This window comes from Paenibacillus sp. USDA918EY (assembly GCF_009870825.1).
GTDB lineage: Bacteria > Bacillota > Bacilli > Paenibacillales > Paenibacillaceae > Paenibacillus_AQ > Paenibacillus_AQ albilobatus.
In genome coordinates, this window is record NZ_WTWY01000004.1 from 241,196 (window position 1) to 264,025 (window position 22,830).

The window sequence follows — 22,830 nt, forward strand, 5'->3', positions numbered from 1 at the left end:
TTAGCGGAACCGCAGACGAGGGCGCATAAAAGGAGGGACTTCCGGACAACGTAATAGGAAAAATCCGGGGGTGCTTCCATATGAACGAAAAAGAGCAGGTTAAGCAATATGTGCAGCTCTTCGAACGGCTGAGCGAACAAGCGGGAAAATGGACGAAAATTTTGCTCGTCTTTTTGATTGCCGCTCTGGTCTTTTTTCAAGCAGCCTTGCATATCCATTCGCTCCGGCCGTTGATTTCGCCGGTGGACCGGCTGGACGGGATTCCGATCAAAGAACGGAATGTCAAGGATTGGCATGAGTGAATCAATGGGTCTTTTTTGCATCGATGTAGGTTGTGTGGTATAATTTTCACAGCGCAGGCAATGCCTGCTTTTTTCTTGAAGTGATCGAAAGAAGCGTTTGCTTTATCCTTAGCCGCTTCCGTTCGCGGGAGAACGCCGCTCGCAAACGGCGTCCTCGCGGTAGTCACAATCTCTTATGCTTATGTATTGAGGAGGAATGCCCCTTTGAGTAGGCAGGGGACGGAGAACAACTTGAAGATCAATATCGCGATTGATGGACCTGCCGGGGCGGGAAAAAGCACGATTGCTCGTTTGGTGGCCAAAGAGCTGTCCTACATATATGTGGATACCGGCGCCATGTACCGGGCGGTGACCTGGCATATGCTCAAAGCCGGCATCAAGCCGGAATCTGCCGCTGAAGTGCTGCGTCACGCTCAAGCGATGGAGATTGAACTGATTCCGGGCGCCGACGGGCAAAAGGTGCTGGTGGACGGTCGGGATGTGACGCCGTATATCCGTTCTCTTGAGGTTAGCGGCATGGTGTCGCAATATGCGCAAATCGAAGGGCTCCGCAAGCATTTGGTAGCGCTGCAACAGCAGATGGCTGCCCGCAAGGGGGTCGTCATGGACGGCAGGGACATCGGCACGACGGTTCTGCCGAACGCGGAATTGAAAATTTTCATGACCGCCAGCGTGAAGGAACGTGCCCTCCGTCGCTTCAAAGAGTTGGGTGATGCGCAGGGCGTGACCCTGGAACAGCTTGAGAAGGATATTTCCGAACGCGATCGTTTGGATGCGGGACGCGAAATTTCGCCGCTGCGTTGCGCGGATGACGCCATCGTGCTGGATACGACGCATATGGACATCCCTCAGGTTGTCGACACGATCGTTTCCTATTGCAAAACGCATACGAACTCTTAAGAGTGGGGAGAAGGAAGCATGTTTTACGAGTTTTGCCGGGGAGTTCTGAACGTGATGTTCACCTTGGTTTACCGCCTCGAGGCGGTGGGGGAGGAAAACATCCCGAAGGAGGGCGGAGTGCTGCTCTGCTCAAACCATCTCACCGTTCTGGATCCGATAACGGTAGGCATCAAAGTCAAACGCCGGATCAAATTCATGGCCAAAGCGGAGCTGTTTAAAGTGCCCGTTCTCGGACCGGTCATTACGAAGCTGGGCGCTTTTCCCGTCAAACGCGGAGGCGTCAGCAAAGAATCGATCAAAAACTCCCTTACCATTTTGCGAAACGGCGAAGTGATGGGGATTTTTCCGGAAGGGACGCGCAACTCCGACAGCGGGGCGGCCAAAAAAGGAGCAGCGACTTTTGCCCTTCGAAGCGGAGCCGCGGTCGTGCCGGTCGCCATTATCGGCAATTACAAGTTTTTACGCAAAATGAAAGTGATATACGGTGTCCCTTTGGATTTGTCCGGTTTTAAGGAAATGGAATCCGGGGAAGCGGTGGAAGCCGTCACGGACAATATCATGTCCCGCATCCGCGAAATGCAGAAAACCGGGAAGCCGACGCTGAATTAGGCGCCTGTGAATGAAGGCAAGCACTTATTGGAAAGATATTTAACATATCTATCATGGAATGTTTTGAACTCTGCGTCAGCAGGTTTGAATAAATGGTTTTTTTGAATTGAGGAGGGTATTGACATGTCGGAAGAAACTAAAAATCAAGAAACTGAAGTAAACCAGGAGGAAATGGACCAAATCGTTTCCTTGAAAAAAGGGGACACCGTAAAAGGTTCGATCGTCAAGCTGGAAGATAACCAAGCTTATGTAAGCATTGGATATAAATACGACGGTGTGATCCCTATTCGCGAACTGTCTTCCGTTCATCTGGACAACGCATCGGACGCGGTTCAGATCGGGCAGGAGGTAGAATGCAAAGTGGTCAGCATCGACGACGAAAAAGAAAAGCTCGTTCTTTCCAAACGCGCGATCGACAGCGAAAACGCATGGGAAGAGCTCGAGAAGCATTTTGAAGCGCAAGACGCATTCGAAGTGACCGTTGCCGACGTCGTTAAAGGCGGCCTTGTCGCCGACGTGGGCGCACGCGGATTCATCCCGGCTTCCATGGTGGAGCGTCATTTCGTTGAAGACTTCAGCGATTACAAAGGACGCACGCTGCGCGTAAAAGTGAAAGAAATCGACCGCGAAAACAACAAGGTCATTCTTTCCCAGAAAGACGTGCTGGACGAAGAATTCGAAGCCAACAAACTCAAAGTGATGTCCGAACTTCAAGAAGGACAGGAGCTTGAGGGCACGGTACAGCGTTTGACCCAATTCGGCGCATTCGTTGACGTAGGCGGCGTGGATGGACTGGTTCACGTATCCGAAATGGCATGGAACCATGTCGACAAACCTTCCGACGTTGTGTCCGAAGGAGACAAAGTAAGAGTCAAAGTTCTGAAAGTAGATCCTGAAAAAGGAAAAATCAGCCTCAGCATGAAAGCCGCTCAGCCTGGTCCATGGGATACTGCAGCAGAAAAATTCCATATCGGCGACGTGGTGACGGGCGAAGTCAAACGTCTGGTGACCTTCGGTGCATTCGTTGAGCTTGCTCCAGGAGTCGAAGGACTTGTTCATATTTCCCAAATTTCTCATAAGCACATCGGAACTCCGCATGAAGTTCTGAAAGAAGGACAAGAAGTTCAAGTGAAAATTCTTGACATCAATACCGCTGAAAAACGCGTCAGCCTAAGCATCAAGGAAACGGAAGAAGCTCCGGCTCCTGCGCCTAAAGCGGACAGACCTGCAAAAAGCGGCGGCGGCAACCACAAGGATGAGCTTAAAGACAATCCTAACGTATCCCTGAGCAACCAAGGCCTCAGCATTACGCTTGGGGAACGTTTTGGAGACAAACTGAGCAAATTCAAGTGATTGTCTCGTCTCGAAAATGAAAAACGGCGAACCCTCATCGGGTTCGCTTTTTTTCTTTCCCCAAAGCCGCAAAAACGGATCCGGGGCGGCCATGCGGCGCATGGAATCCCGTTTCTACGGGAAAATAGGATTAATAAACGGATCCGCCCATGAAACGTTAGCCAAAATAAGTGTTTTTTGCTATGATGATTATCGTAAGTATTGACAGGAGGAGTGAATATGGCAAGACCCGTAGTAGCTATCGTTGGCAGGCCTAACGTTGGTAAATCAACCATTTTCAATCGATTGATCGGCGATCGGCTGGCCATCGTGGAAGATAAACCGGGGATTACCCGCGACCGGATTTATGGGGTATCCGAATGGAACAGCAAATCGTTTAGCGTCATCGATACCGGGGGCATCGAAATCGACGGCGACGACGTCATGCTGAAATCCATCCGCATGCAGGCCGAGCTTGCGATCGAGGAAGCGGATGTCATCGTGTTTATGTGCGACGCCAAAAGCGGCGTCACGCAATCCGACGAAGAGGTGGCCCAAATTCTGTTCCGTTCCGGGAAGCCGATCGTGCTTGCCGTGAACAAGGTGGACAACCTCAGCCGCCATGACGAAATTTACGAATTTTACAGCCTCGGGTTCGGCGACCCGATTGCGATTTCCGGAAGCCACGGGACCGGCATCGGCGATTTGCTGGATGCGATCGTTGAGATTTTGCCGGATCTCAGCGACGACGATTACGACGAAGATGTGATCCGTGTGGCGTTGATCGGACGCCCGAACGTGGGCAAATCCTCTCTCGTCAATGCCATCCTCGGCGAAGAGCGAGTCATCGTCAGCGATATTGCGGGCACGACAAGGGATGCCATCGATACGCCGTTCGAAAAGGACGGGCAGCGTTACGTCCTGATCGATACGGCGGGGATGCGCAAACGGGGCAAAGTGTATGAAACGACGGAAAAATACAGCGTCATGCGGGCGATGCGCGCCATCGAACGCGCCGACGTCGTCCTGGTCGTCATCAACGGCGACGAAGGCATCATCGATCAAGACAAGCATATTGCCGGCTATGCCTATGAAGCGGGCAAAGCATCCATTTTTGTCGTCAACAAATGGGACGTCGTCGATAAGGACGACAAAACGATGCACCAATTCGAGAAAAAGATCCGCGACCATTTTCTGTTTATGACCTATGCACCGATCGTGTTTTTGTCCGCAAAAACGAAATCGCGCCTGCATAAGCTGCTTCCGGTCGTGCAGCACGTGGCGGAACAGCATTCGCTTCGCGTTCAAACCCATTTGCTGAACGACGTCGTATCCGACGCGGTTGCGATCAATCCTCCTCCGACAGACAAAGGAAGGCGTCTGCGCATTAACTATGTCACCCAGGTAGCCGTCAAGCCGCCGACCATGGTTGTATTCGTAAATGATCCTGAACTGATGCACTTCTCCTATGAACGGTATTTGGAGAATAAAATTCGCAGCGCGTTCGATTTCGAGGGAACGCCGATCAGAATCTTTACGCGGCGCAAATCGGATGAAAGTTAGGGGAGAATAGATTGACATTACAGATCATAGCCATTGTACTGAGTTATTTGCTCGGCTCCGTCAGTTTTAGCGTCGTGCTGGCCAAATTGCTGAAAGGGATCGATATCCGTCAGCATGGGAGCGGAAATGCGGGCGCAACCAATACGCTGCGGATTTTGGGGAAAGGGCCGGCGATTGCCGTGCTGCTGCTTGACGTATTGAAAGGAATCGCTGCCGTATGGCTTGGCAGATGGATCGGGGGAGGCAATGAGTGGATTCCTGCCCTGTGCGGCCTCAGTGCTATCGTCGGTCATAACTGGCCGGTATATTTTCACTTCCGCGGAGGCAAAGGAATCGCCACCACGATCGGGGTCATGGCCACACTCAGCTTCTTCCCGGCGTTATGCGCCGGAATCATCGCGATTTTATTGATCGTCGTCACGCGTTACGTTTCCCTCGGTTCGCTCGTATTCGTGGCGCTTACACCTATTTCTCTATTGATCTTTGGTTTCATCTATGGTTTCAACTGGCCGATATTCTGGTCCAGTCTTGTCATTTGCTTGTTTGCCTTCTGGAGACACCGCAGCAATATCGTCAAGATCGCCCAAGGACGGGAAAACAAAATCGGCTCCGGAGGCTCCAAAGGGGGAAAGGGAATTGTCAAATAAGGTGGCCGTACTTGTGGCGGGAAGCTGGGGCACCGCCCTGGCCAGCGTCCTCGCGTGCAATCACCCGAACGTGGTGATCTGGAGCCGAAGCAGCGAGCAGGTACGGGAAATCAATGAAAAGCATATGAACAGCCGGTATTTGCCGGATGCCGTTTTGCCTGACAATCTGAAAGCAACGACAGATATGGAAGAAGCCGTAAAAGACGCGGGCGCGGTATTGATCGTCGCCCCATCCAAAGCGATGCGCGAGGTTGCGCGGTCTTTGAAGGCCTACTGGCAAAAGGACATGTTATGCATCCATGCGACGAAAGGTTTCGAAACCGAAACCTTGAAGCGGATGTCGACGGTCATAGCCGAAGAGCTCGGCATCGAAGAAGGCGACGTCGTCGTCCTCTCCGGCCCAAGCCACGCGGAGGAAGTCGTCCGCCGCTGCCCGACAACCGTCGTGGTTGCCTCCCTTAACCAAAAGGCCGCGGCGGCGGCGCAATATTTGTTCATGAACGCGGATTTCCGCGTCTATACGAACAGGGATATGCTTGGGGTCGAATTGGCCGGGGCGCTAAAAAACATTATCGCGCTTGGCGCGGGCATGTCCGACGGGTTAGGTTACGGCGATAACGCCAAAGCGGCGCTGCTTACCCGCGGCTTGGCGGAAATTACCCGAATCGGCGTCGAAATGGGCGCAAATCCGCTTACTTTTTCAGGGCTTGCCGGCGTCGGGGACCTTGTCGTTACCGCTACGAGCCGGCACAGCCGGAACTGGCGCGCGGGTTCGATGCTTGGTCAAGGGAAAAAGGTTGACGAAGTATTGGGTTCCATGGGCATGGTCGTGGAAGGAATACGCACAACCCAGGCGGCGCATACGATTTCCGCGAAATACGGCGTGCAGATGCCGATCGCGGAACAGCTGTACCAGGTGCTTTTTGAAAACAAGGATCCGCGCATAGCCGTCGAAGCGTTGATGGGACGGGATCCGAAAACGGAAATGGAAGCGATGAAGCTGGAAACTTGGGAGCAGTGGCATAGCTGATCTTTTCACCTTTCAAGGCCAATCCTCATATATATACGTTGAGGACTGTCGGAGGAGGGGAGAAGATGAGCAAAAATTTTCCTAAAGATGTGCTGAATGTCGTGAACAAAAAATCCGGCAAACGCATCTCGGAAAGTCAAGTCAAAAAACTAGCCAGTACCGTAAAACCATCCACGATGCAAAACGAGACCCAGCTCCGCCAACTGATCAAGCAAGTGTCCGCCATGGCCAACGTTCCGGTCAGCGAGGAAACGATTCAGGATATCGTGAGCGCGGTCAAGAAAAGCGGTATGAATCCGCAAAACATGGAATCGCTGATGAAATTGATGATGAAGAAATAACTTGGTTTTTCCAAAATCAAAGGGCTATAAGCCTTTGAAGCCTGGCGCTTCAAAGACTTTATGCTCTTTTTTTCAGATGTCGGTTTTGCGTAACCTTTTCGCTCAGGAAAGTGGACAAGTTTCATGCTATAATACGTCTATATACACAGAATGGAGAGTTTAGCCTATGGATCCGATGACAAAAATGTGGGTTTCCCTGATCGCCATCCTGGTCATGGGGTTGTCCGTGTTTTTAATTACGTTCGCCCGCACGAAAACAACGGGCGTTCTTCGCGGCGCGTTATCCTTTGTGGCGTTTATCGTGATGGTGGTCGGATTTCTCGGGGGAATGGCGGCGTTGATGTGATGAACCCGTTCCGTAAGCTTTTTGGCAAAAAAAAACCGGCTGCCGAAGCCGTTGAAACGATGGAACGGTCCGCGCCCGGGGAAGCCACCATGCTGCTGAAAGGAAGAACGATCGAAAAAACGGTCGTGCCCGAACCCGGAAAAACCATTTTGCAGCACGCGAAAGATCATGAAATCGATTGGCAGCACATGTGCCGCCGCGGAACTTGCGCACGCTGCAGATGCCAAGTCATTGAAGGCGCGGAGCTGTTGGAAGAGCCGACGGAAGCCGAGCTTCGCCGTCTCGACCCTGAAGAATTCGACGAAGGCTTCCGGCTCGGATGCCAGGCGGTCGTGAAGGAGCAGGGAAAAATCGTCGCGCGGAACAAAACCTATTTTTAGACGGATGGTTGGATAGGAGTGTGGGACATGCAGATTTCATCCGAACTAAAACATGCGCTGCAGCGGGTGTGCGACAGGCTTGGGCAAGCCGGGAATTGCTGGCTGGTCGGCGGGAGCTGCGGGCTTCTGCTTCAGGGAGTGCGTCTTGGCGCCATGCCTCGCGACGTCGATGTATATGCGGACGATGTCCATGTGAATGCGCTGCACGGCCTGATAAAAGATCTTGCCGTAGACGAGCCCGAAGTAAGCGAAACGGATACATATCATTCCACCCTCAGCCATTATAAGCTGGACGGTTACGTGATGGAACTGGTCGGCAGCTTTAAGGTTCGCGCGATGGGGAGCCGGTATGAGGTTTTGGTGGACAAGCTTCTGCTCAAGGAAGCGAGAATGGTTATGATTGGGGACGTTCGTGTCCCTTTGATGCCGCTTGGGCATGAACTGGTGTTTAACGTGCTCAGGGAAAGGCCGGACCGTTACGAGGCCATTGCGGCAGCGATGAGGACGGATCTAGGGGAGCATGTGCCGCTCCTGAAGCGCATATCCGAGACATGCCGTTTGTCGGAAGCCCATGCGGCTTTCATCGACGGCCTGCTTGGATTAAACGGGGAAGACCGTCTGTTTCGGAACAAGCGAGAGGAGCAGGGCGGGGATGAAACATGAAATCACGTTTCGGCCGTCAGGCAAAAAAGCGGAGGTAAGCCGCGGCACGACGGTGCTCGCCGCCTCCTTCCGGGCCGGCGTCCACATTCCGACGCGCTGCGGAGGCAAGATGGGCTGTCTCATGTGCAAGATCGAAGTGGACGAAGCGGCCAAGGCGCAGCTGTCGCCTCCGTCGGAGCAGGAACAGCGGAAGCTGGGTTCGCTTGTCCACCAAGGCGTACGGCTTGCCTGCCAATCGAAAATCGAAGGGACGGTTGCCGTTACGATACCTGAAGATAAGCTTAAGGCCGCGATCCGGAAACAGCTGGAGGCCGCCAGGCGGCAGGATCGGGACGACCTCTGGTGAAGACCGCCCGAACTTCATATTTATTTGATACAAAGGATGATGTATGTGACTCAGGCTTTTTTCGCAAGACGTTCCGGAGCTCTCCGGAAAGCCGCGGCGGCCGTGATGGCGGTTCTGCTTGCGGTCAGCTTGTCCGGATGTTTGTACCCGGACGAGAAGAAAAACGAAAACAGGGTATCTTACCGCGAAAGCGTGAAACGAATCCAGTCGGCCATTGAAGATTACCAAAAGGACAAAAGCCTTTTGCCGATCTTGAACGCGGATCAAGACACGCCGAAATACGAAAAATTCCGCATCGATCTCGATAAGCTGCAAAAAGAGGGTTACATCGACGAAATTCCGTCCACGGCATTCGAGAAAGGCGGCAGCGCCTACTTCCTCATCCAGGACGAGGAAACGAAACCGACGGTCAAAGTGATGGATTTGATCACGGTGCAAAAGGTGAACGACGTGCAGCGCCTCGTCAACCAATACAAGATGGCCCATGACGGGCAGCTCCCTGCCGGCGATGAAGTATACCCGGGGGTTCATGCGGTCGACCCTGCGCTGGCAGGCATGAAGGACATCGGCCTTAAAAGCGTGTACTCGGGACAGGACGTCAATTTCCTCCTGGATCAGGCAGGCACGGTATACGCCGACTATGCCTTCGATATCATGCAGCTGATCGATAAACAGGGCTTGAAGCCGTCGAAAGAGGAAGATTTGCGGGAAGAGCTGGTGAAAGCCTCGGAATACGTGCCCGTCAAATCGCTGCCTTACCGGTGGTCCGGCGACGCGCCGGTGGCGGTCGCGCCCGGATCTGCCGCCGAATAATCCCTACAGATTCATATAAGCCGTTCTTTCAAGCGATGCCGCTTGCAAAGGGCGGCTTTTGTTTTTAAGAGACGCTAAAAGGAGATCATCTGTACGTTTTAGCAAAAAAATTACATAGACGGACGACAAGGCGCATATAACTGAGAAGGATGGCGGGGCCGGCAAAGCTTTGGATCTATGGAATGGGCGAAAGGAGCGGCGCATCCGGCTTAAAAAGGGCTCCGGAAGCCTCTCTATAGGTTGAGAGATTTTGCAAAATACCCGTCATATTGTTTTTCATAGGTACATAATATGATACTAGTCCAAATGCCTAAAGCGAGTATCGCCGCTTTGCCGTTCCCATCCGATTCCGACCCCGGCGGCGGACTACTGACGACATTGTAAGGCTCCATTCCGTTGCAATGGCTCGAGGCTTCAGATGGAACACGAAGCGGGATGCTCTTAAGCATTTTTCCTTCGGAGTAAATGAGGAGGGGATCTCTTTTGGAAAAAGTGGACATTTTTAAAGACATTGCCGAACGCACCGGCGGGGATATTTACCTGGGTGTGGTCGGCGCGGTCCGGACAGGAAAATCGACGTTCATCAAGCGGTTCATGGAAACCATCGTGCTTCCGAACATCGCAAGCGAAGCCGACCGGGCCAGAGCCGTGGATGAGCTGCCGCAAAGCGCGGCCGGCAAAACGATCATGACGACCGAACCGAAGTTCGTGCCCAACAATGCGGTACAAATCAAGGTAACCGAGGGTCTGGAGGTTAATGTCCGTCTCGTGGACTGCGTTGGATACGCGGTGGAAGGGGCGAAAGGATACGAGGATGAAAACGGTCCGCGCATGATCTCCACCCCTTGGTTCGAGGAACCGATTCCGTTTCAGGAAGCCGCCGAGATCGGAACGCGCAAAGTCATTCAAGAGCATTCGACGCTGGGTGTCGTGGTCACGACCGACGGGACCATTGCCGAAATCCCCCGCAGTTCCTACGTGGAGGCCGAAGAACGCGTCATCGCCGAACTGAAGGAGGTAGGCAAGCCGTTTGTGCTTGTCATCAACTCGACCCGTCCGCGCAGCGAAGAAACGCTTCTGCTCAGAAACGAGCTGGCCGAAAAATACGACATTCCGGTCATGGCCCTCAGCGCCGCAACGATGACGGAAGACGACGTGACGAGCGTCATGCGCGAAGTGCTTTACGAATTCCCTGTTCATGAGGTCAACGTCAACCTCCCGAGCTGGGTGATGGTGCTTAACGAGAAACACTGGCTCCGGAGCAATTACGAAAATTCCGTCCGCGATACGGTCAAGGATATCCGCCGTCTGCGCGACGTGGATCGCGTCGTGACCCAGTTCATGGATTACGAGTTCATCCAGCGGGCGGCGCTCAGCGGGATGAACATGGGGCAGGGCGTGGCGGAAATCGACCTGTTCGCGCCGGACGAATTGTACGACCAAATCCTGATGGAAGTGGTCGGCGTCGAAATCCGCGGCAAGGACCATCTGCTGCAGCTGATGCAGGAGTTCTCCCATGCCAAACGCGAATACGACCGTTTTGCGGAAGCGCTTGAAATGGTGAAGACGACCGGCTACGGCATCGCTGCGCCTTCCCTCGCGGAAATGTCCTTGGATGAGCCGGAGCTTATCCGCCAAGGAACGAGGTTCGGCGTCCGCTTGAAGGCAACGGCGCCTTCGATTCACATGATCCGGGTAGACGTCGAGTCCGAATTCTCCCCGATCATCGGCACCGAAAAGCAAAGCGAGGAGCTTGTCCGCTACCTCATTCAGGATTTCGAAAACGATCCGATCAAAATTTGGGATTCCGACATCTTCGGGCGTTCCCTGCACTCGATCGTACGGGAAGGCATCCAGGGCAAAATCGCCATGATGCCGGACAATGCGAGATACAAGCTGCAGGAAACGCTCGGCAGAATCATCAACGAAGGATCGGGTGGTCTGATTGCCATCATCCTATAACGATGCATACGAAAAAACGAAAAAGCCTGCAGGCGGAACGATCCGCCTGCGGGCTTTTTTCGATGGAAAACACTTTATGCGCAGCTTTTTCACGATCTCTATTCGGCGTACGCAAGCAACTTGGACAACCTTTCGGCCAGAGTCTGGTTAATATCGATTTTAGCGCTGCACCTGGGAAAGAAAACGGCATAAAGTCGAATTTTGCAAAAAAATGACGCAAATAACTAAAAACCTATTTACATACTTGGAATTAGGCCTTATATTAGTGTATAACATTTTCACATTGCACAGAGTTGAAGGGGGAAGAATCCATGCGATTCGGTAAAAAAAGAAAAGCGGCGCTGCTCTCATTATTCTTGGTTTTGGCGATGCTGACAAGCGCCTGCGGACAAAAAAACGCGTCTTCGGTCGGCGGCGAAGCGGACGCCGCAGGCTCCGGCGGCAAACCGCTGGCGGGCAAGCGGGTGGCGTTGATCATGGAATTTAATACCGGCACGTTTTCGCAGCAATACGTGCAGGGCGTCACCGAGGAAGTCGAAAAATTCGGCGGAAAATTGACGAAATTTGTCGCGAATAACGACAAGGCCAAGATGGCTTCCTTGCTTGATTCCGCCATTACCCAGCGCTTTGATTTGATTTTGACGGACCACGGCGACCAGCTTCTGCAGCCGGGCGTTCAAAAGGCCGTGTCCCAAAACATTCCCGTGGTCGTATTCGATGCCGACGTGCATGTGGCAGGCGCCACGACATTGTCCCAGGACGACCAGAAAATGGCCGAGCTGACGCTGGAACAAATGAAAAAAGACATCGGAGGCAAAGGCAATATCGTGAAGGTTTGGGTTGCGGGTTTTGCCCCGATGGAACGCCGTCAGGTGGCCTACGGCAAATTCATGAAAGAAAATCCGGACATCAAGGAAATTGCGACGTTCGGAACGGCCCAAAATCCGGCGCTTGATACGCAAACGCAAATGGAAGCCATCCTGAAACAGTATCCGAAAGGCCAGATTTCGGCCGTGTGGACGGCATGGGACGAGTTCGCCAAAGGCGCGGCCCGGGCGATTCAACAAGCCGGACGCGACGAAATCAAAGTATACGGCATCGATATGAGCGACGAGGATCTGCAAATGATCCAGGATCCGAAAAATCCTTGGGTGGCTTCGGCCGCGGTCGATCCGAAAGACATCGGACGCATCCAGGTGAGATACGGTTACCAAAAGCTGCACGGCGACAAAACGGAGGATGCCGTGGTGCTGCAGCCGGTATACGTCTCCCGGGACGCGCTGCCTAAAGAGCAAATTTCGACGACGGAGCTTTCCAAGTACGTAAAGGGCTGGGGCGAAAGCAAACAGGGCCTTGCGGACTGGATGGAGGAATACGGCAAGTAATGCCCGGGTGTAAGCCCGGCATCATGCCTAAAAGGCCGTGCGATAGGCACGGTCTTTTCAATCTTTTACGAAGGTGGGGCCGCTAATGACAGCTTCATACCAATTGGAAATGAAAGGGATCACCAAGCGATTCGGCGGCGTGCCTGCCTTGTCGGCGGTGGATTTTACGGTAAGGGGCGGTGAAATCCATGCGCTTCTCGGCGCGAACGGCGCGGGAAAAAGCACGCTGATGAAAATCCTCTCCGGAGCTTATCGCGCGGACGGAGGACAAATCGAGGCGGATGGAGAGGCGCTCCGGATCAACTCCCCCGCCGACGCGAAAAAAAGCGGGATACACTGCGTCTATCAGGAGGTGGACTCGGCCTTGGTCCCGCAGCTGACGGTCGCGGAAAACGTGATGCTGGACGCGCTTGCCTCCAAGGATTCATCCCTTTGGATCCGGACGCGGGAGCGCGCAAAGCAGGCGAAAAGCGTTCTGTCCCGCCTTGGGGCGGACATCGATGTGAACCGCAAGGTGGCCGAGCTCAGCTTGGCGCAAAAGCAGATCGTGCTGTTGGCGCGGATCGTTGCCCAGAAGGCGAAAGCGATCATATTCGACGAACCGACGGCCCCGCTCAGCGACAGCGAGTGCAAGGCGCTTTTTAAAATCATGCATGAACTGAAATACAGCGGCGTGGCGTGCATCTTCATTACGCATCGGCTGCCCGAGGTGCTGGAACATGCCGACCGGGTGACGATCATGAGGGACGGGAAGAAGGTGCACTCCGGTCCGACGGACGAAATCAGCGGCGAAGGCATCATTAACCATATGCTCGGCAAGACGTTCGAGGAGTTTCCGAAGCGTAAAACCGACATTGGCGGGCTTTTGCTCAAAGCGGAGGGGATCCGCAGAGGGTATAAAGTCCGAGGAGCGGATTTGGAGGTTCGCAGCGGCGAGGTCCTTGCGGTGGTCGGCCTTGTCGGCGCGGGCAAAACGGAGCTCGCCCGGATTTTGGGAGGCGCGGACAAGCATGAGGAAGGAACGATCGGGCTGCGCGGGAAAAAGCTTGCGTTTCGGCAGCCTGCAGACGCCATCCGGGAAGGCATCGTGCTGGTGCCGGAAGAAAGGCGCAAGCAGGGCATATTCATTCACCAATCCGTCGACTTGAACCTTACGCTGCCGGTTTTGGATCAGGTAAGCCGCCTCGGCTTCATTTCACGCAAAAAGGAAAAGCGGCTAAGCTCGGAAATCTCGCGGTCGCTTGGCGTTAAAGCCGCTTCGGGCGATCAGCTTGCCCTGCATTTAAGCGGCGGCAACCAGCAGAAGCTGGCCATCGGAAAATGGCTGGAGAGCGGCGCCGAAGTGTTTATTTTCGACGAGCCGACCAAAGGCGTGGATATCGGGGCGAAAAGCGACATTTTCCGCATCATCGGCGATCTTGCGGCGGCGGGAAAAGGCATTATTTATTTTACATGCGAATTGGCGGAAGGGCTCGGGATCGGCGACCGGATCGCGGTCATGGCGGACGGCGCGGTCAGCAAGGTGTTCAAGCGCGGGGAAGCGACGCAGGCCCAGCTCCTGTATTACGCCAGCGGAGGCTTGGAGGTAAACGATGAAGGATAAACTATTGCATTACGCGTTCCGGTACGGGGCGGTTGTCGTCATTATCGGGGTCATTGGGTTTTTTTCGTTCCGGCTCCCTTATTTCTTTACGTACGGGAACTTAAGCGATATTTTGGGTTCGATCACGATCGTGACGTTTGTCGCCATCGGCGTTACCCTTTCGCTTGTCGTCGACGGCTTCGACCTGTCGGTCGGCTCAACCGTGTCCCTGACGACCGTGGGGGCGGCTTCGCTGATGATTTGGTACCAGCAGCCGGTTTATGTCGTCATTATCGTGTCGCTGCTTGCAGGGGCGCTTATCGGCCTGTTGAACGCCTTTCTCATCGTCAAGCTGCGTATTCCGGATCTGCTGGCGACCCTGGCTGTCATGTACATCGTCGGCGGCATCCACAAAACCTACGCGCAGGGCTACAACATTTACAACCATATGGAGTTTCCCGACGGCACCAAGGCTCCCGGCGAAATGAGCGCCGCATTTTTGCAGCTGGGGCAGGGAAAATGGTTTGGCATCCCGATCTCGGCCGTTCTGCTCATCATCGCGGTCGCCGCGGTCCATATTTTTCTGACGCGAACAAAATACGGCAGGCAAATGTACGTCACCGGCGGCAACGAGGAGGCTGCGCGCCTGTCCGGAATCAAGGTGAAAAAGGTACGCACGCTGGCCTACGTCGCTTCGGGCATTTTTGCGGCCATCGGCGGCATTTTGTACGCCTCCCGGGTCGGCTCGGGCCAGATCGATGCGGGTTCGCCGCTGTTGATGGAGTCGGTTGCGGCCGTTTTTGTCGGCTTCTCCGTCTTCGGGGCGGGAAAACCGAACGTGATCGGAACGTTTATCGGCTCCGTGCTGATCGGCGTGCTCGTCAACGGCCTGACGATGATGAACATGCAATATTTTACGCACGACATCATCAAAGGAACGGTGCTGGTGCTCGCGCTGGCCGTTACTTTTTACGTTTTGAACCGATCCAAAGCTTAAAACTCTTGAAATTATAATGGCGCTGTATTACTATAAGTTTGTCCGCGCCTGCGGCTGTACTGGCTTTACGGCGATTCTATCTGTAAAAGAAGCAGATGAACGTATATTTTGCTGCAAAACGGAAAGAGTGAGTAACAACCGATTCAGACCTTTGGGGAGGTGAATAACAATGAATAAATCCGAGCTGATTTCCCAAGTAGCCGAAACTGCGGAATTGTCCAAAAAGGATGCGACGAAAGCCGTTGACGCGGTATTCGAAGCTATTTCACAAGCTCTGCAAAACGGAGACAAAGTCCAACTCGTTGGATTTGGAAACTTTGAAGTTCGCGAGCGTTCCGCCCGTAAAGGACGCAACCCGCAAACCGGTGAAGAAATCGAAATCCCTTCGAGCAAAATTCCTGCTTTCAAACCAGGCAAAGCGCTCAAAGACGGAATCAAATAAGATTTCTACATATTTCCAATAAGCTGGTGAGAAAAAGACCGTGATAACCTGCCAGCCTGCATCGATCTTGATCGGGAGCGGGCGGCGGGACCTGCAAAGCCTTTCGGTATACCCGATTTGACGCGCAGGCGTTCACGGCCTTTTCTTTTCTCTCCCGGCGGGAGATTTGGCATTTTTCGAATAATCGGAAGGGGCTTTGGTCAGGGCTTTTTCCCGTTACTTGGCGGGCGGCTGCTCCTGATCGGCGTAATCGATGAGAATGACGGGATAACCTGCAGCTTGGCTGAGCTGGCGCTCGTATTCCCGAAGCTGCAAAACCGCTTCTTCATCGAGAGGCGCCGGTTCGTAATTCATCGTTAACACACTCCTTATATAATATATGCCTTATTAGCATTCCCACGACGGGACCGGAAGTAACCGTCCAAGAGACCGGATCAGATGATGATGGAAGGAGGAACGACATGATGGAAAACGCGAACAACAACGATTACATCGTCGTGAAGGCGAAGGAAAACGGAGTGCAGGTCATCGGATTGACCCGCGGGCACGATACCAAATTTCATCATACGGAAAAGCTCGATAAAGGCGAGGTGCTGATCGCCCAGTTTACGGACCATACGTCTGCCATGAAAATCCGCGGCAAAGCGGAGGTGCAAACGAAGCACGGAATCATCGAAAGCGACAGCTAAATTGCAGGCCATGCCTGCTTTTTTTCGTTGGCGCCCGGGTAGGTATGGAGTCCTGCGATGAAGCTTAAACTATAGGTACCAACAAGCGAGGAGGACTACCAGATGACCCGTTATATCCTGCCGTGCGCCGCGCTTCTCTTTGCTTTGGGAACGGCGCCGTCTTATGGCCAGCCAAACCATCAACAACCGATCCTGCCGGCTTGCCCCAAACAGGTGATGCCCGTCGTATTGCATGAACCCGGATGGGAGCTGAGCGACGAAAATATCGTCGATATGCTGCATTCGCTTCCGCTGACGCTGACCATCCGCCGGGTGGAATGGCATGCGCCCGCCATGTCCATCGATTTGACGGTTCCGGCTCCGAATACGTCGCGGACGGAAATGTACAAAAACATCGCCGAGATCCTGTCTTTTTGCTTTTCGGGAACGAGCAACGTCCAGCAGGTCAAGCTCAGGCTGATGGCCGAAGATCCGTGGCTGGATACGCGCCATTTGCTGCTGGCGGCGGACGCGAAACGGCATATCTGGGATTCGGCGCTGTACCGCGAGCTCCGGCTGACGGGGGAAGCCCCTTTACCCGATTACATAAAAAGCAAATTGCACGTCATCGAAACGTTGTTATGGAAAGACCGGTTCGACTTCCCCCATCAAGGGTAATTCATCATTATTGAATTTTTCGCCCGACAAACCTAAAATGGGGATGGTTCACCCGTGCGTGGCGAAAAAACATGTGATATAATAGAAAAGATTGTGAACAAATGATCTTGTTCGTCGGATTAGTAAGTGATTCAAAGATAAAAAAGGCTCGGAGGCTGACGATGAAACCGTACCGCGTACCCCAACTAGCAAAGAAATATGTCGAATACGACATGATCCAAAAACATACGGAGCTGCCGCCTTTTCCTGACGCTCGCGTTCAGCTGTTATACATTTTCCTGAACCAGGGGACCAGCAGCGTTGGCATGCACAGCGAGCTTTTTTCGCTGGTAACCTCCCTCGTTCAATTAGGTATAGATACGCATGAAACGATTGATACGCAAAAGGACAAACCGGTGGAAGGTTTTATGCGCTCCCGCCAGCTGAAAGTTCTCGCCGGGGATTATTTCAGCAGCCGGTTTTATCATCTGTTGTCCCAAAAAGGGCAAATCGATGCAGTTTCGCGGCTCAGCCAAGCCATTTGCGACGTGAACGTGCTGAAAATGAACTTGTACGGAAAAATGAAGAGCCTGTTATTGTCGGCAGAAGAATATTTGCGGCATGCGGTGCAGCTGAATATGCAGCTGTTTCTTTCTTTTACTCCCCTGCTGGAAGAGTCCCTGCACGACTTGTGGAACTCGCTTTTGCGGAAGATCAGCGAATGCGAAACCGTCGCGCGGGAAATCGAACGGAGCGGCGGGGAGCCATACCTCTACAGCTATTCGTACTGGCATATCCTCGATATCGCCAACGATGAGGATCGAATGGCGCTGAAAGAACGTAATATCGACAACAAAGATTGGAAAAAGCTGATGCTGAAATATAAAGCGGCGGAACATATGGCCGAAAAGCTGCGCCAAGCGGTAGGCGGCGTCCAGGCCATTTTGAAAAACGTCAAAAGCGACGGCCGCTTCCGCGATGTCGGACAGGTTCTGGAGCCTTTCCAGCGTCAGCTTCACACTTCCGGATCGGCTGTCGGAGAAGGGTAGGTTGCTTGAATGAATATCAATACTTCAGAGCCCCAAACGAATGCGAACGACCAATACGACCATGTGCAGTCCGTATTCGAAAGCATCGCTCCAAAATACGACATCATGAACGACATTTTAAGTTTCCGCAGGCATAAGGCCTGGCGTAAATTTACGATGAAGAAGATGGCGATGAAACCGGGCGACACGGCGATCGACCTGTGCTGCGGAACCTGCGACTGGACGCTCAGCATGGCTGAAGCAAGCGGAACCGGACAGGTGATCGGGCTGGATTTCAGTCCGAACATGCTGAAGGTTGGGGAGAGCAAGGTCAAAGCCAAGCATTTGGAGAACCAGATCACATTGGTTCAGGGGAATGCGATGGATTTGCCGTTTGAGGATAACCGGTTTGATTACGCGACGATCGGCTTCGGGCTGCGCAACGTGCCTGACCTGGTGAAGGTCCTTCAGGAGATGAAGCGCGTCGTCAAACCCGGCGGCATGGTCGTTTGCCTGGAATTGTCCAAGCCGACCTGGCAGCCGTTCAAAGGCCTTTATTATTTTTATTTTCAACAAATATTGCCTAACCTGGGCAAACTTTTTGCCAAAAGATACGAGCAGTACAAGTGGCTGCCGGACTCGCTTGCCCTGTTTCCCGGAAGGGAGGAGCTGGCGTCAATATTCCGGGAGGTCGGTTTACAACATGTCAAGGCCTATCCCCTGACTGGCGGCATCGCGGCACTACATATTGGGATTAAGGAGAATCGGCATGTTTAAGAAAATCGGCGTTTTTTTGGAAATGATCAAAATTGAACATACATTGTTCGCGCTTCCGTTTGCTTTTATGGGAGCCATATTGGGATCGGTGGTCGTGAGCGGGCATCTGCCCTCCTGGGCGCAAATCGGCTGGATCCTGATGGCCATGTTCGGCGCCAGAAGCGCGGCGTTTGGCCTCAACCGGATGATCGACCAGGTCATCGACAAAAAAAATCCCCGCACCGCAGGCCGGGCCATTCCGGCAGGTCTTCTCAAGACGGCGGAAGTTATCGTTTTCACGATCGTATGCTTTTTCTTGTTGTTCTGGGCGGCGATTGAATTGTCTCCGCTTGCCGTAAAGCTGCTTCCTATCGCGGTCTTTTTCCTTGTATTTTATTCTTACACGAAGCGCTTTACCTGGCTTTGCCACGTGATACTCGGATTTACGATCGCCCTGGCTCCGCTTGGAGGTTGGGTGGCTGTCACGAACAGCATCGATTGGAAGGCGTTGCTGCTTTACGTTTCCGTCGCTTTTTGGACGGCGGGCTTTGACGTGATCTACGCCATTCAGGACATGGAATTCGACCGGAAAGAAGGGCTGTTTTCCATTCCCGCCCGCTTCGGGCTTCATAAGTCGCTGAAGATCGCCAGATATTTTCATATGGTGACGGCCGTAGGCTTTATCATCCTTTTCTTTGTGACGGATTTGAGTTGGTGGTATTTTGCGGGCATGGTAATTTCATATATGATCTTATTCTATGAACATTACATTTTGTCGCCAAATGATATGAGCAAGCTGCAAACCTCCTTTTTCACCATGAACAGCGTGCTCAGTATCGTTGTTTTTGTCTTTACGCTGATTGATTTGGTGGTGCAGTTCCATTGATGGACGCAAAAGGAGAAAAAACAGGCTGGGTTGTCGGCATCACGGGGGCGAGCGGTTCCGTTTACGGCGTGCGCTTGACCGAAGTGCTTTTGGAGCAAGGTTATCCGGTCCATCTGGTCGTTTCCAATGCCGGCTGGCGGGTACTCGGCGAAGAGCTCGGGTGGAACGCGGCAAGGCGGGAGCAGGCGCTGGTGGATCAATTCGGCGGGCTGCCCGGGAAGCTGACGTATCATCCGATCGCGGACATCGGCGCAACCATTGCCAGCGGCTCTTACCAGGTGGAGGGAATGGTCATTGTTCCGTGCTCCATGGGCACGCTGTCCTCGGTGGCAAGCGGCGCATCCGACAATTTGATGACGAGAGCGGCGGACGTGATGCTGAAGGAAGGACGGCCGCTCGTGCTCGTTCCGCGCGAAACGCCGCTGCATGCGATCCACCTTGAAAATATGCTGAAGCTTGCCCGGCTGGGAGTGAAAATGATCCCGGCTATGCCGGCTTTTTATTTTCATCCCGAAACGATCGGGGACCTCGTCGACTTTCAGGTAGGCAAAATATTGGACAGCCTGCGGATCGAACACCGGTTGTTCACCCGCTGGGACGGCGGGCAAGCCGCGGCGAAAAAGACAGATGGCCGCTGACCGAGTGTCATCCGGGATTGATCTGTGCTATGATGAACTAAAACTGTTGCTGTACCAAAACATAAACTCGAATTCTGCTGCTGCAAAAAGGGAAATGCGGATTGAGAATACGCTGACACGGGTGAAAGAATGAAAAGATTAGACATATTCGGCTTACTGAAAAAAGACATGAACTATATTGAAAAAGAGCTTTTTCACAGCATCGAAGGAGAGCATGAGCTCCTGAACGAAACATCGATGCATCTGCTCAAGGCGGGCGGCAAACGCTTGCGTCCCGTTTTCGTGCTGATGGGAGGCAAATTCGGCAACTACGATTTGGAAAAGCTCAAAAATGTGGCGGTTCCGCTCGAGCTGATCCATATGGCCTCCCTCGTGCATGACGACGTAATCGACGACGCGGATACCCGCCGCGGGGAATTGACGGTCAAGTCCAAATGGGACAACCGGATCGCGATGTACACCGGCGACTATATTTATGCCCGGGCCCTTATGATTGCAGCGAAGCTGGAAAAACCGCAAATCCATCAAATCCTGTCCAAAGCGATGGTGGAAATGTCCATTGGCGAAATGGAACAAATCCGCGATTTCTTTAACACCGACCAAAGCGTACGCCGCTATCTTTTGCGTATTCGCCGCAAAACAGCCCTTTTAATCGCGATCAGCTGCCAGCTCGGAGCCGTTGCTTCCGACGCGGACGCCAAATCGTCCAATTTGCTGTACCGTTACGGCTACAATGTCGGCATGGCTTTTCAAATCCAGGATGACCTGCTCGATTTGTGCGGGACGGAAAAGCAAATCGGCAAACCGCCGGGAAGCGACATGAGACAAGGAAACATTACGCTGCCGGTTATTTATGCGCTTCAGGATGAAGAAATCCGGGAACCGCTGCTCAGGGAAATCGGATACATCCGCGAACGCAACGGGGAATGCGACGTGACCGGAGCGATTCAACTGATCAAAGCCAGCAGCGGCATATCCCGGGCCGAGGCGCTGGCGGACCGTTACATAAAAAAAGCGCTTGATGCCCTCGAGCGCCTGCCGGAAAATCGGACAAAGAAAAATTTGAAGGACATCGCCCACTTCGTGACTAAACGTTCTTATTGACGCGGCCAAGCCCGTCTCTTCCGGCGCCGATATGACGAAATTAATATCCGTCCGATTTTATATATTATAAGATTGCCATAATTAGCCTTACGACTTGAGTCAAAATAGGAGAGTGAGTTTATGGAACGAACTTTTTTAATGGTCAAGCCTGATGGAGTGCAACGTGGTTTAATCGGCAAAATCATCGCAAGACTGGAAGACAAAGGGTTCAAAATGATTGCCGGCAAGCTGGTGCAGGTATCGGAGGAGCAGGCCAAACGGCATTACGCCGAGCATGAAGGCAAAGATTTTTACGACAACCTGGTGCGTTTCATTACTTCCGGCCCGGTATTCGCCATGGTATGGGAAGGCGATGACATTATCGCCTTGTCGCGCATCCTGATGGGAAAAACAAACGTCAAGGAAGCGCAGCCCGGCACCATCCGCGGCGACTACGCTTCGCATACCCCGCATAATCTGATTCACGGCTCGGATTCGCCGGAAAGCAGCGCGCGCGAAATCGCGAATTTTTTCGAAGCGCATGAACTGGTGAAATACGACAAGACCATCTCGCCGTGGACATAAAGCAGACATTTTCGCCATCCGGAGGGGAGTCGGCCGGAACGTCCCTGCCGGACCAGGACTATTTGGCGTTTATCGAAAACGTGAAGCGAAGCACGGGCATCGATCTGTCGGAATATAAAGAAGCTCAAATGAAACGGCGCCTGACCACGCTCCGCCAGAAAAACGGGTACCAGAGTTTTGCCGCTTTCTTCGAGGCGATTTCGAAGGACAAGTCCTTATTTTATGAGTTTTTGGACCGGATGACGATCAACGTTTCCGAATTTTGGCGCAATCCGAACCGCTGGGAGGTTTTGCGGGATATTATACTCCCTGAGCTTGCAAGCGGAAACAAACGGGGGCTTCGCGTTTGGAGCGCGGCCTGCTCCACGGGGGAAGAGCCGTACACGATCGCCATGATTCTTGACGGCAAAGGCCTCTTGGCCGAAACGAAGCTGGTAGCGACGGACATCGACGAAGGCGCTTTGGCGAAAGCGAAGCAGGGACTGTATATGGAACGTTCCCTCAAGGATGTTCCGCAGGACGTTGCCGCCCGCTATTTTACGCAGGAAGGAGCCCTTTTCAGGTTCAGCGAGCAGCTGAAGGGAAGCATCGAATTCCGAAAGCAAAACTTGCTCCTTGACCCGTTCGAAAAAGGGCATGACCTGATCGTTTGCCGGAATGTCATGATCTATTTTACGGAAGAGGCCAAAACGAAACTGTACCATAAATTTGCGGAGGCGCTCCGGCCGGGCGGGTATTTGTTCGTCGGCAGCACGGAACAGATCTTTTCGCCGGGACAATACGGGCTGGAGCCGACCGAAACGTTTTTTTACCAGAAGAAGGATTAAAACGCGCTCGGACAGGTATAATTAAGGCTGCATGAAACGATACTATGGATGAAAGTGATCTC

At 53.1% G+C, this 22,830-nt stretch carries 29 protein-coding genes; 28 read left to right on the top strand and 1 reads right to left on the bottom strand.

Annotated features, from left to right (window positions below):
* Window positions 1-80: 80 nt before the first annotated feature.
* The 19 genes from GQY55_RS11155 (at window position 81) to GQY55_RS11240 (ending at window position 15,640) form a co-directional block, all read left to right on the top strand.
* The gene (locus GQY55_RS11155) at window positions 81-302 is read left to right on the top strand and encodes a hypothetical protein (RefSeq protein ID WP_160041228.1); all 222 of its coding nucleotides are present in this window, start codon (window positions 81-83) and stop codon (window positions 300-302) included.
* Window positions 303-506: 204 nt separating this feature from the next.
* Window positions 507-1,202, top strand: a complete 696-nt coding sequence (gene cmk, locus GQY55_RS11160) for a (d)CMP kinase (protein WP_160041230.1) — start codon at window positions 507-509, stop codon at window positions 1,200-1,202.
* Window positions 1,203-1,220: 18 nt separating this feature from the next.
* Window positions 1,221-1,811 (top strand): lysophospholipid acyltransferase family protein, encoded by a 591-nt coding sequence (locus GQY55_RS11165; RefSeq protein WP_160041232.1) that lies wholly within the window; start codon window positions 1,221-1,223, stop codon window positions 1,809-1,811.
* 123 nt (window positions 1,812-1,934) lie between these two features.
* The gene (gene rpsA, locus GQY55_RS11170; protein WP_160041234.1) at window positions 1,935-3,164 is read left to right on the top strand and encodes a 30S ribosomal protein S1; all 1,230 of its coding nucleotides are present in this window, start codon (window positions 1,935-1,937) and stop codon (window positions 3,162-3,164) included.
* A 219-nt stretch (window positions 3,165-3,383) separates the two neighbouring features.
* Entirely contained in the window at window positions 3,384-4,706 is a 1,323-nt protein-coding gene (gene der, locus GQY55_RS11175; RefSeq protein ID WP_160041236.1) for a ribosome biogenesis GTPase Der, read from the top strand.
* A gap of 11 nt (window positions 4,707-4,717) precedes the next feature.
* Window positions 4,718-5,353 carry a glycerol-3-phosphate 1-O-acyltransferase PlsY gene (gene plsY / locus GQY55_RS11180; protein ID WP_160041238.1) on the top strand — a complete coding sequence of 212 codons (636 nt, stop codon included), beginning with the start codon at window positions 4,718-4,720 and terminating at the stop codon, window positions 5,351-5,353.
* Complete coding sequence (locus tag GQY55_RS11185; RefSeq protein WP_160041240.1) at window positions 5,343-6,383, top strand: NAD(P)H-dependent glycerol-3-phosphate dehydrogenase; 1,041 nt, start codon at window positions 5,343-5,345, stop codon at window positions 6,381-6,383. The genes plsY and GQY55_RS11185 overlap by 11 nt, the downstream gene beginning before the upstream one ends.
* A 65-nt stretch (window positions 6,384-6,448) precedes the next feature.
* A complete protein-coding gene (locus GQY55_RS11190) occupies window positions 6,449-6,724 on the top strand; it encodes a stage VI sporulation protein F (RefSeq protein WP_036709992.1) in 276 nt (91 codons plus the stop codon).
* A 166-nt stretch (window positions 6,725-6,890) separates the two neighbouring features.
* Window positions 6,891-7,070: a DUF2768 family protein gene (locus GQY55_RS11195; protein WP_160041242.1), complete on the top strand. Its 180-nt coding sequence runs from the start codon at window positions 6,891-6,893 to the stop codon at window positions 7,068-7,070.
* Entirely contained in the window at window positions 7,070-7,450 is a 381-nt protein-coding gene (locus tag GQY55_RS11200; RefSeq protein ID WP_306434045.1) for a 2Fe-2S iron-sulfur cluster-binding protein, read from the top strand. Before GQY55_RS11195 ends, GQY55_RS11200 begins: the two co-directional genes overlap by 1 nt.
* A gap of 27 nt (window positions 7,451-7,477) precedes the next feature.
* A complete protein-coding gene (locus GQY55_RS11205; RefSeq protein WP_160041244.1) occupies window positions 7,478-8,113 on the top strand; it encodes a hypothetical protein in 636 nt (211 codons plus the stop codon).
* Window positions 8,103-8,459, top strand: a complete 357-nt coding sequence (locus GQY55_RS11210; protein ID WP_160041246.1) for a 2Fe-2S iron-sulfur cluster-binding protein — start codon at window positions 8,103-8,105, stop codon at window positions 8,457-8,459. Before GQY55_RS11205 ends, GQY55_RS11210 begins: the two co-directional genes overlap by 11 nt.
* Window positions 8,460-8,504: 45 nt before the next feature.
* Window positions 8,505-9,272: a hypothetical protein gene (locus GQY55_RS11215; protein ID WP_236575545.1), complete on the top strand. Its 768-nt coding sequence runs from the start codon at window positions 8,505-8,507 to the stop codon at window positions 9,270-9,272.
* Window positions 9,273-9,755: 483 nt separating this feature from the next.
* Window positions 9,756-11,234: a stage IV sporulation protein A gene (gene spoIVA / locus GQY55_RS11220; protein WP_160041250.1), complete on the top strand. Its 1,479-nt coding sequence runs from the start codon at window positions 9,756-9,758 to the stop codon at window positions 11,232-11,234.
* 2 nt (window positions 11,235-11,236) lie between these two features.
* Window positions 11,237-11,449 carry a hypothetical protein gene (locus GQY55_RS31315; protein WP_236575546.1) on the top strand — a complete coding sequence of 71 codons (213 nt, stop codon included), beginning with the start codon at window positions 11,237-11,239 and terminating at the stop codon, window positions 11,447-11,449.
* Window positions 11,450-11,545: 96 nt separating this feature from the next.
* Window positions 11,546-12,619 carry a sugar ABC transporter substrate-binding protein gene (locus GQY55_RS11225; RefSeq protein WP_160041252.1) on the top strand — a complete coding sequence of 358 codons (1,074 nt, stop codon included), beginning with the start codon at window positions 11,546-11,548 and terminating at the stop codon, window positions 12,617-12,619.
* Between the two features lie 85 nt (window positions 12,620-12,704).
* Complete coding sequence (locus GQY55_RS11230; RefSeq protein ID WP_160041254.1) at window positions 12,705-14,222, top strand: sugar ABC transporter ATP-binding protein; 1,518 nt, start codon at window positions 12,705-12,707, stop codon at window positions 14,220-14,222.
* On the top strand, window positions 14,212-15,198 hold the full coding sequence (locus tag GQY55_RS11235) for an ABC transporter permease (RefSeq protein WP_160041256.1): 987 nt from the start codon (window positions 14,212-14,214) through the stop codon (window positions 15,196-15,198). Before GQY55_RS11230 ends, GQY55_RS11235 begins: the two co-directional genes overlap by 11 nt.
* A gap of 169 nt (window positions 15,199-15,367) precedes the next feature.
* Complete coding sequence (locus tag GQY55_RS11240; RefSeq protein WP_160041258.1) at window positions 15,368-15,640, top strand: HU family DNA-binding protein; 273 nt, start codon at window positions 15,368-15,370, stop codon at window positions 15,638-15,640.
* 216 nt (window positions 15,641-15,856) lie between these two features.
* Here GQY55_RS11240 and GQY55_RS11245 read toward each other — a convergent pair whose 3' ends face one another.
* Window positions 15,857-15,994: a hypothetical protein gene (locus GQY55_RS11245; protein ID WP_160041260.1), complete on the bottom strand. Its 138-nt coding sequence runs from the start codon at window positions 15,992-15,994 to the stop codon at window positions 15,857-15,859.
* 110 nt (window positions 15,995-16,104) lie between these two features.
* On the opposite strand from GQY55_RS11245, the gene mtrB reads away from it, so the two are divergent.
* The 9 genes from mtrB (at window position 16,105) to GQY55_RS11290 (ending at window position 22,768) form a co-directional block, all read left to right on the top strand.
* Entirely contained in the window at window positions 16,105-16,329 is a 225-nt protein-coding gene (mtrB, locus tag GQY55_RS11250; RefSeq protein ID WP_160041598.1) for a trp RNA-binding attenuation protein MtrB, read from the top strand.
* Between the two features lie 102 nt (window positions 16,330-16,431).
* Window positions 16,432-16,986 carry a hypothetical protein gene (locus tag GQY55_RS11255; RefSeq protein WP_160041262.1) on the top strand — a complete coding sequence of 185 codons (555 nt, stop codon included), beginning with the start codon at window positions 16,432-16,434 and terminating at the stop codon, window positions 16,984-16,986.
* A gap of 161 nt (window positions 16,987-17,147) precedes the next feature.
* Complete coding sequence (locus GQY55_RS11260; RefSeq protein ID WP_160041264.1) at window positions 17,148-18,014, top strand: heptaprenyl diphosphate synthase component 1; 867 nt, start codon at window positions 17,148-17,150, stop codon at window positions 18,012-18,014.
* Between the two features lie 9 nt (window positions 18,015-18,023).
* A complete protein-coding gene (locus GQY55_RS11265; protein WP_160041266.1) occupies window positions 18,024-18,770 on the top strand; it encodes a demethylmenaquinone methyltransferase in 747 nt (248 codons plus the stop codon).
* Window positions 18,763-19,635, top strand: a complete 873-nt coding sequence (locus GQY55_RS11270; RefSeq protein ID WP_160041268.1) for a UbiA-like polyprenyltransferase — start codon at window positions 18,763-18,765, stop codon at window positions 19,633-19,635. Before GQY55_RS11265 ends, GQY55_RS11270 begins: the two co-directional genes overlap by 8 nt.
* On the top strand, window positions 19,635-20,273 hold the full coding sequence (locus GQY55_RS11275; RefSeq protein ID WP_160041600.1) for a UbiX family flavin prenyltransferase: 639 nt from the start codon (window positions 19,635-19,637) through the stop codon (window positions 20,271-20,273). Before GQY55_RS11270 ends, GQY55_RS11275 begins: the two co-directional genes overlap by 1 nt.
* Before the next feature lie 129 nt (window positions 20,274-20,402).
* Window positions 20,403-21,377, top strand: coding sequence for a polyprenyl synthetase family protein (locus tag GQY55_RS11280; protein ID WP_160041270.1), 975 nt, complete (start codon window positions 20,403-20,405; stop codon window positions 21,375-21,377).
* Between the two features lie 120 nt (window positions 21,378-21,497).
* A complete protein-coding gene (gene ndk, locus GQY55_RS11285; RefSeq protein ID WP_160041272.1) occupies window positions 21,498-21,941 on the top strand; it encodes a nucleoside-diphosphate kinase in 444 nt (147 codons plus the stop codon).
* Window positions 21,932-22,768, top strand: a complete 837-nt coding sequence (locus GQY55_RS11290) for a CheR family methyltransferase (protein WP_373309185.1) — start codon at window positions 21,932-21,934, stop codon at window positions 22,766-22,768. Before ndk ends, GQY55_RS11290 begins: the two co-directional genes overlap by 10 nt.
* Window positions 22,769-22,830 lie beyond the last annotated feature (62 nt).

What these genes read in the sequence shown, in the direction of transcription:
- GQY55_RS11225 (WP_160041252.1), top strand. Translation starts at nt 11,546, where the DNA reads ATGCGATTCGGTAAAAAAAGAAAAGCGGCGCTGCTCTCATTATTCTTG.
- GQY55_RS11255 (WP_160041262.1), top strand. Translation starts at nt 16,432, where the DNA reads ATGACCCGTTATATCCTGCCGTGCGCCGCGCTTCTCTTTGCTTTGGGA.
- GQY55_RS11155 (WP_160041228.1), top strand. Translation starts at nt 81, where the DNA reads ATGAACGAAAAAGAGCAGGTTAAGCAATATGTGCAGCTCTTCGAACGG.
- GQY55_RS11230 (WP_160041254.1), top strand. Translation starts at nt 12,705, where the DNA reads ATGACAGCTTCATACCAATTGGAAATGAAAGGGATCACCAAGCGATTC.
- GQY55_RS11280 (WP_160041270.1), top strand. Translation starts at nt 20,403, where the DNA reads ATGAAAAGATTAGACATATTCGGCTTACTGAAAAAAGACATGAACTAT.
- GQY55_RS11270 (WP_160041268.1), top strand. Translation starts at nt 18,763, where the DNA reads ATGTTTAAGAAAATCGGCGTTTTTTTGGAAATGATCAAAATTGAACAT.
- GQY55_RS31315 (WP_236575546.1), top strand. Translation starts at nt 11,237, where the DNA reads ATGCATACGAAAAAACGAAAAAGCCTGCAGGCGGAACGATCCGCCTGC.
- rpsA (WP_160041234.1), top strand. Translation starts at nt 1,935, where the DNA reads ATGTCGGAAGAAACTAAAAATCAAGAAACTGAAGTAAACCAGGAGGAA.
- GQY55_RS11190 (WP_036709992.1), top strand. Translation starts at nt 6,449, where the DNA reads ATGAGCAAAAATTTTCCTAAAGATGTGCTGAATGTCGTGAACAAAAAA.
- GQY55_RS11245 (WP_160041260.1), bottom strand. Translation starts at nt 15,994, where the DNA reads ATGAATTACGAACCGGCGCCTCTCGATGAAGAAGCGGTTTTGCAGCTT.
- GQY55_RS11205 (WP_160041244.1), top strand. Translation starts at nt 7,478, where the DNA reads ATGCAGATTTCATCCGAACTAAAACATGCGCTGCAGCGGGTGTGCGAC.
- ndk (WP_160041272.1), top strand. Translation starts at nt 21,498, where the DNA reads ATGGAACGAACTTTTTTAATGGTCAAGCCTGATGGAGTGCAACGTGGT.
- GQY55_RS11240 (WP_160041258.1), top strand. Translation starts at nt 15,368, where the DNA reads ATGAATAAATCCGAGCTGATTTCCCAAGTAGCCGAAACTGCGGAATTG.
- GQY55_RS11195 (WP_160041242.1), top strand. Translation starts at nt 6,891, where the DNA reads ATGGATCCGATGACAAAAATGTGGGTTTCCCTGATCGCCATCCTGGTC.
- mtrB (WP_160041598.1), top strand. Translation starts at nt 16,105, where the DNA reads ATGGAAAACGCGAACAACAACGATTACATCGTCGTGAAGGCGAAGGAA.
- GQY55_RS11165 (WP_160041232.1), top strand. Translation starts at nt 1,221, where the DNA reads ATGTTTTACGAGTTTTGCCGGGGAGTTCTGAACGTGATGTTCACCTTG.
- GQY55_RS11275 (WP_160041600.1), top strand. Translation starts at nt 19,635, where the DNA reads ATGGACGCAAAAGGAGAAAAAACAGGCTGGGTTGTCGGCATCACGGGG.
- GQY55_RS11235 (WP_160041256.1), top strand. Translation starts at nt 14,212, where the DNA reads ATGAAGGATAAACTATTGCATTACGCGTTCCGGTACGGGGCGGTTGTC.
- GQY55_RS11265 (WP_160041266.1), top strand. Translation starts at nt 18,024, where the DNA reads ATGAATATCAATACTTCAGAGCCCCAAACGAATGCGAACGACCAATAC.
- der (WP_160041236.1), top strand. Translation starts at nt 3,384, where the DNA reads ATGGCAAGACCCGTAGTAGCTATCGTTGGCAGGCCTAACGTTGGTAAA.
- GQY55_RS11200 (WP_306434045.1), top strand. Translation starts at nt 7,070, where the DNA reads ATGAACCCGTTCCGTAAGCTTTTTGGCAAAAAAAAACCGGCTGCCGAA.
- GQY55_RS11210 (WP_160041246.1), top strand. Translation starts at nt 8,103, where the DNA reads ATGAAACATGAAATCACGTTTCGGCCGTCAGGCAAAAAAGCGGAGGTA.
- GQY55_RS11260 (WP_160041264.1), top strand. Translation starts at nt 17,148, where the DNA reads ATGAAACCGTACCGCGTACCCCAACTAGCAAAGAAATATGTCGAATAC.